The sequence below is a fragment of the Streptomyces boetiae genome (assembly GCF_031845405.1).
GTDB classification, from domain to species: domain Bacteria; phylum Actinomycetota; class Actinomycetes; order Streptomycetales; family Streptomycetaceae; genus Streptomyces; species Streptomyces boetiae.
Genome location: NZ_JAVREN010000007.1, coordinates 83,434 through 96,460 on the forward strand (window position 1 = coordinate 83,434; position 13,027 = coordinate 96,460).

13 protein-coding genes are annotated in these 13,027 nt (G+C 74.8%); 10 read left to right on the plus strand and 3 right to left on the minus strand.

Annotation, left to right across the window (positions count from 1 at the left end; all coding sequences use genetic code 11):
• Positions 1–23: 23 nt before the first annotated feature.
• The gene (locus tag RM780_RS06915; RefSeq protein ID WP_311629628.1) at positions 24–965 is read left to right on the plus strand and encodes a phenylacetate--CoA ligase family protein; all 942 of its coding nucleotides are present in this window, start codon (positions 24–26) and stop codon (positions 963–965) included.
• A 201-nt stretch (positions 966–1,166) separates the two neighbouring features.
• Here RM780_RS06915 and RM780_RS06920 read toward each other — a convergent pair whose 3' ends face one another.
• On the minus strand, positions 1,167–2,837 hold the full coding sequence (locus tag RM780_RS06920; protein WP_311629629.1) for an FAD-dependent monooxygenase: 1,671 nt from the start codon (positions 2,835–2,837) through the stop codon (positions 1,167–1,169).
• 109 nt (positions 2,838–2,946) lie between these two features.
• Between RM780_RS06920 and RM780_RS06925 the strand changes: the two genes are divergently transcribed.
• Genes RM780_RS06925 through RM780_RS06940 form a run of 4 tightly spaced genes read left to right on the plus strand, consistent with a single transcriptional unit; the run spans position 2,947 to position 6,099 of the window.
• Positions 2,947–3,180, plus strand: a complete 234-nt coding sequence (locus RM780_RS06925; protein ID WP_311629630.1) for a hypothetical protein — start codon at positions 2,947–2,949, stop codon at positions 3,178–3,180.
• Positions 3,177–4,280: a ScbA/BarX family gamma-butyrolactone biosynthesis protein gene (locus RM780_RS06930; protein ID WP_311629631.1), complete on the plus strand. Its 1,104-nt coding sequence runs from the start codon at positions 3,177–3,179 to the stop codon at positions 4,278–4,280. The genes RM780_RS06925 and RM780_RS06930 overlap by 4 nt, the downstream gene beginning before the upstream one ends.
• Positions 4,281–4,324: 44 nt before the next feature.
• Positions 4,325–5,041, plus strand: a complete 717-nt coding sequence (locus tag RM780_RS06935) for an HAD family hydrolase (protein ID WP_311629632.1) — start codon at positions 4,325–4,327, stop codon at positions 5,039–5,041.
• Positions 5,038–6,099, plus strand: coding sequence for a 3-oxoacyl-ACP synthase III family protein (locus RM780_RS06940; protein WP_311629633.1), 1,062 nt, complete (start codon positions 5,038–5,040; stop codon positions 6,097–6,099). Before RM780_RS06935 ends, RM780_RS06940 begins: the two co-directional genes overlap by 4 nt.
• Positions 6,100–6,190: 91 nt before the next feature.
• On the opposite strand, the gene RM780_RS06945 is transcribed toward RM780_RS06940, so the two are convergent.
• Positions 6,191–7,081: a helix-turn-helix domain-containing protein gene (locus tag RM780_RS06945; protein WP_311629634.1), complete on the minus strand. Its 891-nt coding sequence runs from the start codon at positions 7,079–7,081 to the stop codon at positions 6,191–6,193.
• A gap of 180 nt (positions 7,082–7,261) precedes the next feature.
• On the opposite strand from RM780_RS06945, the gene RM780_RS06950 reads away from it, so the two are divergent.
• Positions 7,262–7,915: a nucleoside/nucleotide kinase family protein gene (locus RM780_RS06950; protein WP_311629635.1), complete on the plus strand. Its 654-nt coding sequence runs from the start codon at positions 7,262–7,264 to the stop codon at positions 7,913–7,915.
• A 111-nt stretch (positions 7,916–8,026) separates the two neighbouring features.
• A complete protein-coding gene (locus RM780_RS06955; RefSeq protein ID WP_311629636.1) occupies positions 8,027–8,473 on the plus strand; it encodes a DUF6224 family protein in 447 nt (148 codons plus the stop codon).
• Positions 8,474–8,519: 46 nt separating this feature from the next.
• On the opposite strand, the gene RM780_RS06960 is transcribed toward RM780_RS06955, so the two are convergent.
• On the minus strand, positions 8,520–9,950 hold the full coding sequence (locus RM780_RS06960; protein WP_311629637.1) for a WGR domain-containing protein: 1,431 nt from the start codon (positions 9,948–9,950) through the stop codon (positions 8,520–8,522).
• Between the two features lie 142 nt (positions 9,951–10,092).
• On the opposite strand from RM780_RS06960, the gene RM780_RS06965 reads away from it, so the two are divergent.
• The 3 genes from RM780_RS06965 to RM780_RS06975 all read left to right on the plus strand — a co-directional run bounded on the left by RM780_RS06965 (position 10,093) and on the right by RM780_RS06975 (position 12,843).
• Positions 10,093–10,551, plus strand: coding sequence for a type II toxin-antitoxin system PemK/MazF family toxin (locus tag RM780_RS06965; protein WP_311629638.1), 459 nt, complete (start codon positions 10,093–10,095; stop codon positions 10,549–10,551).
• Positions 10,552–10,556: 5 nt separating this feature from the next.
• Positions 10,557–12,023: a 3'-5' exonuclease gene (locus RM780_RS06970; protein ID WP_311629639.1), complete on the plus strand. Its 1,467-nt coding sequence runs from the start codon at positions 10,557–10,559 to the stop codon at positions 12,021–12,023.
• 100 nt (positions 12,024–12,123) lie between these two features.
• On the plus strand, positions 12,124–12,843 hold the full coding sequence (locus RM780_RS06975; RefSeq protein ID WP_311629727.1) for a PIG-L deacetylase family protein: 720 nt from the start codon (positions 12,124–12,126) through the stop codon (positions 12,841–12,843).
• The last annotated feature ends 184 nt before the right edge of the window (positions 12,844–13,027 follow it).

Sequence of the window (13,027 nt, forward strand, 5' to 3'; positions counted from 1 at the left end):
GCGGCACGCTCGCGGAACCCAAGATGAGTCTGCTGCCCGAGGACATGTACGTCGGGGAGGTGCACGGCAGTTGGAGCCCGCTCGACCAGGGGGACGTGCTGGCCAACCTGTTCCCCGGGGACCGGCTGTGGCCGGCCCAGTCCTTCTACAACCGCCTGGCGACGCGCTCGGGGGCCACCGTGCTGCCCGTCGGGGGCGTGCCGGACAGCCAGCTCGAACGGTGGCTGGCCTTTCTGGGGAATCAGGGCGTCACCGCGATCGCGGCGCCGCCCGACACACTGCAACGGCTCCTGGTGCTCTGTGAGTCCGGGCTCGGGCCCCGCTGGCTGCGCAAGCTGCTGATCGGCGGGCCCTTCCACGACCCCACCCCGGAGCGGCTGATCAGCCAGCGGCTCCCGGGCGTCCAGGTCTGGCAGCTCTACGGCTCCGCCGAGGCGTGGATGGTCGGTCACCGTGGACCGGGCTGCGCCGAGGACGTCTTCCACCTGCTGCCGCACCAGCACGCGGAGATCGACGGGGACCGCATCCTGGTCACCACGACCGGGGTGCACCGGGCGCCGCCGCTGATCCGCTACGTCATCGGGGACCGCGGGGTGCTGGCGCCCTGCGCCTGCGGGCGTCCGGGCCGCACCATCCGGGTGCTGGGCCGGCTGGAGTCCTCCGTCACGGTTCAGGGCCGCCCCATCCGGCCCGACGAACTGGTGGGCCTGGCCATCCAGATCGGCGAGGTGGCCGCGGCGCAGGTCGCGGTGAGCCGGACCGACGCGGGGGCGGAGCAGCTGCAGCTTCGGGTGCGGCTCGCCGAGGGCGTTCCGGACGACGACTACACGCGCGACTGGATACGGCATCAGGTGCTCTCCGGGCATCTGGCGCTGGAGGGGGTGGCCGAGGAGGAATCGGACGCCTTCGAGGTGGTCGCCGTGGACCAACTGCCGGGCCTTGAGGCGTTACCGGGACTGAGGTGACGGGGCCGGGGCGAGCCTCGCCCCGGCCGGAGTGACGGACAGGCGGGCGGCGTCCTTGCGGGCGCCGCCCGCCGCCCGTTTCCGCGGCCCTGCGGAACGCCCCGGGCGCTCCGCAGGGCCGCGTTGTCCCGTGGTGCCGGTGCGGCGGGCGGAGCCGGGGGGAGGGGGCCCGCCGCACCGGCCCGCGGGGCCGGGCCCGGCTCAGGCGGCCAGGGGCCCGGCCTCGGGGGTGGACGAGGGGCCGGCCGCGGGGTTGGCCAGCGGGCGGGGCTCGCCGAGCACCGTGGTCAGCTCCTTGCGCAGCCGCGGCAGGTCCCCGAGGTGCCCGTGGGCGGCTATGTGCCCGTCGGGGCGGATGAGGTAGTAGCCCTCGCGGGCGCAGCCGGTGAGCCGGCGGGTGGGCGCGGCGGCCAGGCCCGTGAGCCGGACCTGCGGGTAGTCGCCGGCCACCGTCTCCAGGGCCTTGCGCCAGGAGGAGGCAGGGCCGCGGTCCACGGCCGCCAGGGTCCAGCGGCCGGGGTCGGCGTCGGGCCCGGCGATGCCGTGGGGGACGGCGAGTTCGCGCGGGAAGACGGCGCCGATCTGGAGGCGTCCTGGCAGCCGGCCCAGCAGGCGGCAGGCGGTGCGCCCGCCGGGGCGCTGGGTGTCGCGGACCACCGGGTAGGCGATCCGGCGGCCGGCCATGACGGGGGCGTAGAAGCGGGCGAAGCCGGCGCGCTCCGCGAGCTGGAAGGCGGCGTTGCGCACGACGACCTCGCCGGGGCGCTTGACCATCCAGGCGCGGGTCTGGATGTCGGTGTCGCGCACCACGCGCTTGGCGACGGCCGAGCGCTCGGGGCCGTAGCTCAGCAGCAGGTCGGAGGGCGCCTCGCCGCGGATGACGGCGGCCAGCTTCCAGGCGAGGTTGTGGGCGTCCTGCAGGCCGGTGTTCAGGCCCTGGCCGCCGGCGGGGCTGTGCACGTGGGCGGCGTCGCCCGCGATGAAGACCCGGCCCAGCTGGAAGTCGTTGGCGTGGCGGGCGTGGACGCGGAAGACGCTCTCCCACACCGGGTCCTTCAGCCGCACACCGCGCGGGCCGCGCTCGTCCACCACGCGCTGCATCTTCTCCATGCTCACCGACTCGCCGGGGGGCAGGGAGCAGAAGAACCGGAAGACGTTGTCCGGCAGCGCCACGATCACCAGCGCCCCGGCCGGTGACTGGTAGTACAGCGCCTGGTCCACGGGGAGTTCGCCGTCGATGTGGCAGTCCACGAGCGCGAAGGCGGTCTCGTAGGTGCTGCCGCTGAATCCGGTGCCGAGCTGGGCGCGCACGGCGCTGCCGGCGCCGTCGGTCCCGGCCACGAACGGCGCGTGGGCGCGTTCGATGCGGCCGTCGGCGTGCTCCAGCACGGCGGTGACGCCGTCCGTGCGGTCGATGCTGCCCGAGTAGTCCATGCGGTCGAACGTCAGCAGCCGCACGCCGCGTTCGACGGTGCCGCCCAGCTCGGCCAGGCGGGTGCGCAGGATCCGCTCGGTCTCGTTCTGGGGCAGGCAGACGGGGACCAGCGGCTCGGGGAAGTCGAAGGTGGCCAGGTGCTGCCGGTCGGAGAAGTAGCTGAAGGCGTTGATGTCCAGGCCCGCCTTGCGCAGCTCCCCGAGGATGCCCAGGTCCTGGAAGAGGTCCATGCTCCGGGGCCACACCAGCAGGGCCTTGGGGAAGGGGGAGGGCTCGGGCGCCCGGTCGATGATCCTGACCCGGATGCCGCGGCGCAGCAGTTCGCAGCCCAGCATCATCCCCGTCGGGCCGCCGCCGACCACGAGGACGTCGTAGGCGTCGTCCGGGCCCTGCTGCCGCGTGCCGCCCTCGGCGGCGGTGTCGCTGTGCGTACCCATGACTCTCTGACTCCCTGCCTTTCACAACTCATTGACGATGGCGAATCAGATCTCTTATGGTTGTCAGGAATCATATGGCAATTCGGAGCCTGAGGGTAGGGAGACGTCGATGAACGAGGAGACGGCGGCCGGAACGTCGGCCGGCCTCGCCTCGGGCCCCCTCGGCACCAGCGCGCCCGGCCCGGCGGGGGACCAGGTCAGCGCCAGGATCGCCATCCCGGTCAGCGACGACCGCGGCCCGGCGGGGCCCTCCGTCACACCCGGCGCACGCCGGGGCGGTCCCGCCGAGCACCTGTCCTTCTCGCACGACCATCCGACCGATGCCCAAGGAGTTCTTCCATGACCTCAGCGCCCTCCACCCGGCAGGACGCACCCGCGAACGCGAACGTCAACGCGCCGCGTGCCGAGCTCGGTTACAGCCAGACCGTCGACCGTCTGCTGGTCCACCGTGACGCGCTCGGCGAGGTGTTCCTCACCGACCTGCGCTCCCTGGACGAGAAGAACTACGCCGCCGCCGCGCAGCTGCCGCGTTCGCACGCCTACTACGGGGACCACCTGCTGCGGCCCGGCCACCACGACCCGCTGCTGATCCTGGAGGCCGTGCGCCAGGCCGCGATCGGGGGCGCGCACCGCTTCTACGGGGTCCCCGAGGACCACAAGTTCATCCTCACCCACCTGCGGCTGCACCTGGCCCACCCGCAGCGGGTGGCCGTCGGCCCGACGCCGTTCCCCATGGCGATGCACGTCCAGATCGTCAACCGCAAGGAGCGCGAGGGCCGCGTCACCGGCCTCGACTACGAGGTCGAGCTGTCCGTCGGCGGCCAGCACATCGGCTGGGCCGAGACCGGCCTGCGCTTCCGCTCGCCGACCAGCTACCTGACGCTGCGCCTGAGCCACCGCGACGGCGTGGCCCTGCCCTCCTCGGCCACCCACCCGCCGCTGACCGCCGGCACCCCGGTGGCGCCCTACCTGGTGGGCCGTTCCTCCCCGGACAACGTCGTCCTGGTGAACGCCAGCACCCGGGAAAACCTCGGCCGCGCCCTGCTGCGGGTGCCCATGGACCACCCGAGCATGTTCGACCACCCGCAGGACCACCTGCCCGGCATGGTCATCGCCGAGGGCGCCCGCCAGCTCGCTCTGTTCACCGCGCTGGAGGTGCGCGGGATGTCCACCAGCAAGGTGCTGGCCACGGACGTCCACGTGCGCTTCGAGCGCTTCGGCGAGCTGGAGGACGAGGCGGTCCTCACCTCCCAGGCCGGCGACCGGGTGCAGCTGGCCCCGTCCGACCCCGGCGTCTACTACACGCAGGGCGGCCTCCTGGAGCTGGAGGACGAGAAGCCCGGCGCGCCCCTGGAGCAGGTGCCCGTGCGGGTGACCGCCAAGCAGAACGACCAGGTGCTGTGCGTCTTCGACTTCACCCTGACGCGGATCACCGCCCCGTGACCTCGCGGGGAAGGCACACGGACTTCGAGGGGAAGGCACACGCCGTGACGACCGATCTCCAGGACGCCGCGCCGGCCGCGCGCCCGGTGGTGTTCTCCGACGTCGACGAGACCCTGATCAGGGTCAAGAGCATGTTCCGTTTCCTGCGGTTCTACCTCGCCCGGCGCGGGGAGCCCGACAGCACCTACGACCGGCTGGCCGGCGAGCTGAAGGCCATGGCCGCGGTCGGCAACCCGCGCAGCGAGGTCAACCGCGCCTACTACCGCTTTTTCGCCGGGGAGGAGGCGACGCGGCTCGCCGCCGCGGGCTGGGAGTGGTACGACCGTGAGGAGGCCGAGCCGGGCGGGCTCTACCACCCCGAGGTGCGCCGGGCGCTGGCCGGGCACGCCGCCCTGGGACAGCCGGTGGTCCTCATCTCCGGCTCGTTCTTCGCCTGCCTGGAGCCCATCGCCGCGGCCACCAACGCCACCTGGGCCATCGGCACCCGCCCGCTGATCCACCGGGGCGTCCTGACCGGCTCCGTGCTCCTGCCGGTCATCGGCGCCGCCAAGGGCCGTGTGGCGCACGCGGTGGCCGCCGTGCGCGGCGCCGACCTCGGCGACAGCACCGCGTACGGGGACCACATCAGCGACCTCGACCTGCTCGACGCCGTCGGCCACCCGGTGGTCGTCGGCGACGACCCGGAACTGACCGCGCACGCCGACCGCCGGGGCTGGCGGCGGATGGCGGTCGGCCAGCCAGGAGAACTGGAGAAGGTATGAACCCGATAGGCATCCTCGGCACCGGCTCCTTCCTGCCGAGCGTGGTCGTCAGCAACGAGGAGATCGCCGAAGGCGCCGGCGTCACGGCCGAGTGGATCACCCGCAAGACGGGCATCCGCGAACGCCGCCGGGCCGAGGGTCATCAGGCGACGTCCGACCTGGCCGCCGTCGCCGCCCAGCGCGCGCTGGACCAGGCCGGCATCCGGGCCGAGGAGGTGGCGTACATCGTCCTGTCCACCTCCACGCCGGACCGGCCCCAGCCGCCGACCGCCAGCTTCGTCCAGCACCTGATCGGCGCCGTCAACGCCGCGGCGTTCGACGTCAACGCCGTGTGCAGCGGCTTCGTCTACGCGCTCTCCGTCGCGGAGCGGATGCTGCGCCCCGAGCCCGAGGGGCGCTACGCCCTCGTCATCGGGGCCGACATCTACTCGCGCATCCTCGACTACTCGGACCGCAAGACGGCCGTGCTGTTCGGGGACGGGGCGGGGGCCGCGGTGCTCGGGCGGACCCCGGCCAGCCAGGGGCTGCTGTCCACCAGCCTGGTCAGCCGGGGCGACCAGCACGGCCTCATCGGCGTGCCGGCCGGCGGGAGCCGGATGCCCGCCTCGGCGCAGACCGTTGCCAGCGGCTCGCACTACTTCCGGATGGACGGCCGGGGCGTGCGCGCCTTCGTGCAGGAGAACCTCCCGGCCGCCGTCCACGCCCTGCTCGACTCCGCGGGCGTGCGGCCCGAGGAGGTGCGCCACTTCGTGCCGCACCAGGCCAACGGCGTGATGCTGGCCGAGGTGTGGCCCGAACTGGGGCTGCCCAACGCGGAGTTCCACCTCACCGTGGAGCGCTACGCCAACACCGGGTCCGCGTCGGTGCCGATCACCCTGGACCACGTGCACCGCGGCGGGTCGCTGGCCGAGGGCGACATGGTGCTGATGGTCGGCTTCGGCGGCGGCATGGCGATCGGCTCCTCGCTCATCCGCTGGTCCAGGACGCTCAACGCCCGCCCGCTGAGCGACGTGCTGCGCGACCGCCGGCCCGTGCCGGTGGCCGCCGCGGCGGACTGAGCCCGCCGGGGCGTGCGACGGCCCCGGGCGCCGAGGCGGCGGCGCCCGGGGCCGTTCCCCCCTTTTCTCCCTCCCCGGTCCTGGGGCCCGCTCAGCGGGGCTGCTGCCCCGGCGCCGTCGCCGGGGCGGGGGCGGGGCGGCCGGGCGCGGCGGGCCGCGAGGCGCCCGCGGTCCAGCCGGCCAGCAGCCGCAGCGAGGTCTCCGACTCCGAGCCGGCCGCCACGGTGTACGTCACCAGGGCCTGGTCGGGGTCGTCGGGCAGCGGCAGCGTCTCGTACGCCATCGTGTACTCGCCTACCGCCGGGTGGCGCATCAGCTTGGTGCCGTGGGTCTTCTCCTGCACCGTGTGCCCGGCCCACAGGCGGCGGAAGACCTCGCTGCCCAGGGACAGCTCCCCGATCAGGCTGGCCATCTCCGGCTCGCCCGGGTGCCGTCCGGCGTAGGCGCGGAGGTGGCCCACGCACTCCTTGGCGATCTTCTCGAACTCCACGTACCGGTCCGGGCCCTCGAAGAGGAAGACGTGCTTGGCGACGTTGCGGTCCCGCGGGGCCAGGGCCCCGAAGTCGGCCACGGCCACGGAGGCCAGGGCGTTCCACGCCAGCACGTCCATGCGCCGGCCCATCACGAAGGCCGGCACGTCGTGCAGCGACTCCAGCAGCCGCAGCAGCCCGGGGCGGACCCGCTGCGGGCGGGCCGCGCGCCTGCGGCCCTGCGCCGGGCGGGCCAGGTTGCGCAGGTAGGTCCGCTCGTCCTCCCCGAGCTGGAGCGCGTCGGCCACCGCGTCCAGCACGGCGTCCGAGACGTTCCGCGTGCGGCCCTGCTCCAGCCGGATGTAGTAGTCGCTGCTGATCCCGGCCAGCAGCGCCAGCTCTTCCCGCCGCAGGCCCGGCACTCTGCGGCGGGCCGACCCGGTGGGCATCCCGAAGTCCTCCGGCCGCACCGCCGCGCGCCGGCTGCGCAGGAAGTCACCCAGCTCAGACATGGCTTCATTATCGGCGGTGCGCCCGGCCGTTGACTGGTCCTGCCGGACCCAGGCTCGGCGGGCCCCGGCGCGCGGCCGTTTCCCCCGCCCCGGGCCGCCCGCGTAGCATCGAGCGGCCCGCGGCCCTTCGCCGGCGGGCGGCCCGACCGTGACCACCCCGCGACCGCACCGGAGGACGCCGTGCCGCCGAACCCGTCCGGCGGCCCCGGCTTCCGGCCCGTCACCTGGGAGCGGCTCACCGCCGCCCTGGCCGATCGCCTGGCCGCCGCACCCGCCGACGCCTGGCAGCGCGTGCTCCTCGACGGCGCCCCCGCCGCCCGCCCCCAGCGGCTGGCCGACAGCCTCGCGGAAGCCCTGCGCCTGCGCGGGCGGCCCGCGCTGACCGTCGCCACCGCCGGCTTCCTGCGCGCCGCCTCCCTGCGCTACGAGTTCGGCCGCCGCGACCCCGGGTCCTACTACGAACGCCGGCTGGACACCGGCGCCCTGTGGCGCGAGGTGATCACCCCGCTCGACCCGGGCGGCTCCGGCCGGGTGCTGCCCGACCTGTGGGACCCCGAGCGCGACCGGGCCACCCGCAGCCCCTACACCTCCCTCCCGCCCGGCGGCGTGCTGCTGCTCCACGGCGCCTTCCTGCTCGGCCACTGGTTCCCCGCCGACCTCACCGTCCACCTCGCCCTCACCCCGCCCGCCCTCGCCCGCGCCACCCCCGAGGACGAGCGCTGGACGCTGCCGGCCTACGCCCGGTACGAGGCCGAAGTCGCCCCCGCCGAGGCCGCGGACGTCGTCGTCCGCGTCAACGACCCCTCCCGGCCCGCCTGGTCGGGAGGCCTGTGACCGGAATCACTTACCCGGACGGGTGGTCTCCGGTCGGGCGGCCCGGCTTCGCGGGGAAGCTGCGACACTGGGTGTTCGCACGCAGGCGCACAGTGATGAGGGGTGGTGCGGATGGACGACGACGAAGCGGTGAGGCCGTACTCCAAGGAGGAGGTGCTGCACGCCGTGGCGCTGATCAAGGCCCATCTGGCCGAGGACGAGGAGGCGGTGCGCGTCCTCCAGGACGAGAGCGAGGAGAGCGCCCGCCAGTGCGCGCGCTCCATGTTCGCCCTCGCGCACGTCATCGTCTTCGGCCAGATCATCCCCGAGATGTGGGTCATCAAGCGGAACCTCGACTTCGGGCACACCAGCCGCGTGCCCGAACTCAACCTCGCCATCCACGTGCTGAAGCGTATGGAGGAGCGGATCGGCCTCGCCCACGTGCACCCCGTGGTCGGGGCCCTGTCCGCCGGGGACGTGATGGACCTGATCGTCCAGTGCACCGGGACCTCCATGGAGGAGGTCCCCGGCTTCCTGGACACCGTCCGCGAACGCACCCTGCGGGCCGCCGGGTTCTGACCGGGCCGGGGCGCCCGCCGCCCGCGCCGGGGGCCGGGCGGGCGCCTCAGACCAGGCGGCGTATCTCGCCGCGGACCCGGTAGAAGCCGCCGGGCGCGGCGTGCACCGCGTCCACCACGTACCGGGCGCCCGCCTGCCGGATGTGCCGGGGGAACTGGACGTTCCACGCCGGGTCGAAGCCCTCGCTGACGATCCGCATCCGCAGGCGCGAGCCCTGCGAGAAGCACTCCACCACCACGCCGCCGCTGGGCACCGCGCTGACCGTCTGCACCGCCTCCGCGGGCGTGTACGTCGGCAGCGCCGCCGCGGACTTCACGTCCACCGCCTGCGGTACCGAACCCGCCCGGGCCGCCGCGATGGCCGCCTCGCTCGCGTCCACGCACACCAGCGAACCGTCCGTGGTGACCAGGTACAGCTTCTCGTCCAGGTACTGCATGGACAGAGCCGAGCCGCCGCCCGTGGACAGCTTCCACAGCCGCGTCCCGTCCCGGCCGAAGCAGTACACCGACGAGGCGGCGTCGCCCGCGAAGACGTACGCGCCGCCGGGGGAGGCCGCGCAGGAGTACACCACCGAGTCGCAGGCGTAGGTGGCGGCCACCAGGCCCGTGTCCTTCGACAGCCGCTGCACCACCCGCCGGTCGGTGCCGGCGTACACGTCCTCGGCCTCCTGCCAGCCGAAGAGCACCGAGCCCCGGGTCTCCGTGTGCCAGATCTCGCCCCCGCCGTCCGGGGCGTAGGCCGTCACGCCGCCGCCGTGCCCGTGGTACACCGCGCGGGCGTCGCGCCGCACCATCCACGCGTGGTCGCCCTTGCTGCGCCGCGCCCACTGGAACTCGTCCTCGTGGTCGATCACGGTCAGGCCGCCGTTGCGGTCGGCCACGTGCAGCACGCCCTCGCGGATGTCCAGCCAGAAGATGTCGACGTCCGAGGCGATCTCGTAGGCGGCGAAGGGAAGTTTGCTGCTGAGGTCGTAGACCGTGCCGTCGTCGCAGCCGGCGTAGATCCAGAAGTCGTCCGCCACCAGGCACTTGACGCCGTCGGGCAGCCGGTACCGGGCCAGGACCTCGCCGCCGTGCGAGACCGTGTAGACGTCGCCCGACTGATTGCCCACCCAGCAGCGGTCCTCGTCGATGTGGATGCCGAAGGCCGACGCCCCCGTGCGGAACCGCCACAGCACCGGCGCCACCGCGCGGGCCGTGGACGGCGCCGAGGTCACCTGACGGCGCGTCACCGCGCGGGCGGCGCGCTGCCCCTGCACGGCCGGGGCGTATCCCTTGCGCACCTTCTCGCCGATCTTCCGCGCGGCGGCGGCCTGTGCCTTCTCCGGGGTCGGGAAGGAGGTCGTCTTCACCTGCCCCTCCGTCCCGATGCGGCCGTACCGGACCGTCACCGCCGTGCCGTTCACCAACACCTCGTAGAACTTGTGCGCACCTCCGCCGTCTTCGGACAGCTCCAGGTACGTCCTGGTCTCGGGCACGGCTCGCTCCTCCCCGCACGGTCCCCACGACCGCGATCAGTTGACCCGAACGTTAAACCCCGCCACTGACAGTCCCCGCCACGGCTCCCGGCGCCCGCCCGGCCCGGCCGCGCTGTCAGCCCCCGGCGATAGCGTGGTGGTCATGGATCAGCAGCAGCGCACCGAGAGCGCCGAAGTGCCAGGCCGCAGCGGCCCGTCGGCCACCACCGAGGTCGACCCGCGCGCCGTCGGGCCGGTCCGCACGGCGTACGCCCCCGAGCCGGACGGCGACCCGGACCCGGGCGAGATAGTCTGGACCTGGGTCCCCTACGCGGAGAACGACGGCCGGGGCAAGGACCGCCCCGTCCTGGTCGTGGCCCGCGACCCGCGGACGGACACGCTGCTGGCCGTCCAGCTCTCCAGCCGCGAGCGCGACCACGACGAGGACTGGCTCCCGCTGGGCTCCGGGCCCTGGGACCGCTCCGGGCGCGACTCCTGGGTGCGGCTGGACCGCGTGCTGAGAGTTCACCCCGGCGGCATGCGCCGCGAGGCGTGCGCCCTGGACCGCGCCCGCTTCGGCCACGTCGTGCACCGCCTCCAGCTCCGGCACGGCTGGCGCTGAGGCCCATGACCTCCACGACCCCCGCCCAGGCCCCGCCCTCCGGGCCCGCCGAGGGCATACGCTTCGTCGTCCTCGACTGCGAGACCACCGGCTTCAGCCCCGAGAGCGGCGACCGCATGGTCTCCCTCGCCCTGGTCACCGTCGAGGACGGGCTGATCACCGACCGCTGGACGAGCCTGGTCGACCCGGGCCGTGACACCGGCCCCGTCCACATCCACGGCATCACCAACGACGAGGCCGCCGCCGCCCCGCCCTTCTCCGCGCTGGTCCCCGAGATCCTGAGCCGCCTCGAAGGCGCCGTCCTGGTCGCCCACAACGTCGGCTTCGACCTGCGGTTCCTGGCCATGGAGCTGGAGCGGGCGGGCACCGGCCGGCTCCCCGAGACCGCGGTGGACACGCTGCGCCTGGCCCGCCGCTACCTCCCGGAGCTGGACAACCACCGGCTGACCACCTGCGTCGCCGCCCTGGGCATACCGCACCGCGCCCACCGCGCGGACTCCGACGCCGAGGTCACCGCCGTGCTGCTGGCCGAGCTGCTGCGCCGCGCGGCCGAGGAGGGCCAGGCGGAGCTGTCCCTGCTGAGCGCGCCCGCGGCCGACGTGCTCCGCGAGGAGCGGCGCAAGCGGGCCCGCTGCCACGCCGGCCTGCCGGGCATCTCCCAGGAGCACCGCGCCGCGCACCGCCTCATCGCCGCATGGGAGGGGGGCACCGCCGGCTGGCAGCGGGCCCTGGAGACGCTGCGCGCCGAGGACTGCGCGGACGCCGGCCGCCTGTGGGGCTGGTTCGGCGGCATGCTCTGCGGCGAGACCTCCGTCTTCGGCCCGCCGCAGCCGGCCGCCGCCCGTCAGGCCCTGCTCACCGGCCTGCGCCTGCGCCTGGCCGACGCGGCGGCGGGCGCGGCCGGGCGCGAGGACATCGGCCAGATCGTCACGCACCTGGCCACGCTCGACCGGGGCAGCCGCTCCCCGGCGCACCTGCTGGAGCTGTTCCCGGGGCAGGCCGCCGCCGTCGCGGCCCTGCCCGGCTGCGGCGCCTGCTGGTCCTGCGACGCGGTCGCGCTGTGCGACACCGGCAGCGCCGGCGCCGCCCTCGTCTCCCACTACGGCCCGGCCACCGGCGAGCCGGACGAGCTGGCCGCCCGCCTGCCCCCGCTGGCCGACGCCGGCGACCTCGCCGCCCTCGGCCGCGGCGCCCGCTACGCCGGGCAGCAGTGGGAACGCCGGGGCCGCGCCGAGGACGCCGTGCGGCTGTGGCACTGGGCGGTGGACCGGGGCGCCCGGGACCTCGTCCTGCTCGGCCGCCTCTCCCTGTACTACGAGCGGCGCGCGGGCGACGACGCGGCGGCCCTCGCCGTGTGCGAGCGGGCCCTGGCCGCCCGCCGCGAGGGCGCCGCCGCCGGGCGCCCCGCCTGGGAGGCCCTGGCCCGCCGGGCCGAGCGCTGCCGCCGCCGTCTGGCGGGCGCCCTGTCCTAGAGTGATTCCGCTCCGTGCGGCCCCCCCGCGAGCCGCGCGGGGGGCCGCACGCCGAGACGAAGGAGTCGCCGTGACCGAGCCGCTGCCGCCCCTGGCCCCGATGCCCGCCGACTGGCGGCGGGCCCTGGCCGTCGCGGCCCACCCCGACGACCTGGAGTACGGCGCCGCCGGGGCCGTGGCGGAGTGGACGGACGGCGGCCGGGAGGTGGCGTATCTCCTCGTCACCCGGGGCGAGGCCGGGATCGACACCCTCGCGCCCGCCGAGAGCGCCCGGGTGCGGGAGGCCGAGCAGAGGGCGAGCGCCGCCGTCGTCGGCGTGCACTCCGTGTCCTTCCTCGGTCACCGGGACGGTGTGATCGAGGAGGGCCTGGAGCTGCGCCGCGATCTGGCCGCCGCCATCCGCGCACACCGCCCCGAGCTGCTGATCACCCTCAACCACCGCGACACCTGGGGCCCCGGGCGGCAGTGGAACACCTCCGACCACCGCGCCGTGGGCCGCGCCGTGCTGGAGGCCGCCGGGGACGCGGGGAACCGCTGGATCTTCCCCGAGCAACTGGCCGGCGGGACGCTGACGCCCTGGGGCGGGGTCCGCTGGGTGGCCGTGGCCGGGTCCCCGCGGGCCACCCACGCCCAGGAGATCGGCGAGCGCGCCTTCGGGCGCGCCATCGCCTCCCTCGCCGAGCACCGCACCTACCTCTCCGCCCTGGGCGACGACGCCCCCGAGGACTACGCCAGGGAGCTGCACACCACCCTCTCCGAGGCCGCCGCGGCGCGCTTCGGCGGGCGCCGGTGCGTTGCCTTCGAGCTGTTCGAGCGCTGAATCCCGCGCCCCTTCTGTGGCGCTCCACACAGCATTTCCGGGTCCCACGAGGGCGATTAGTAGCGAACGGAGACGAAAGCCCGGGACTTTCGTCCCGTGCGCCGGGGAAATTCGTGGGGATTGACCGCCGACGTTCGGCATCGGCATCGAAGATGCAGGTCAGAGCGGGTTTCATCCACGGAGC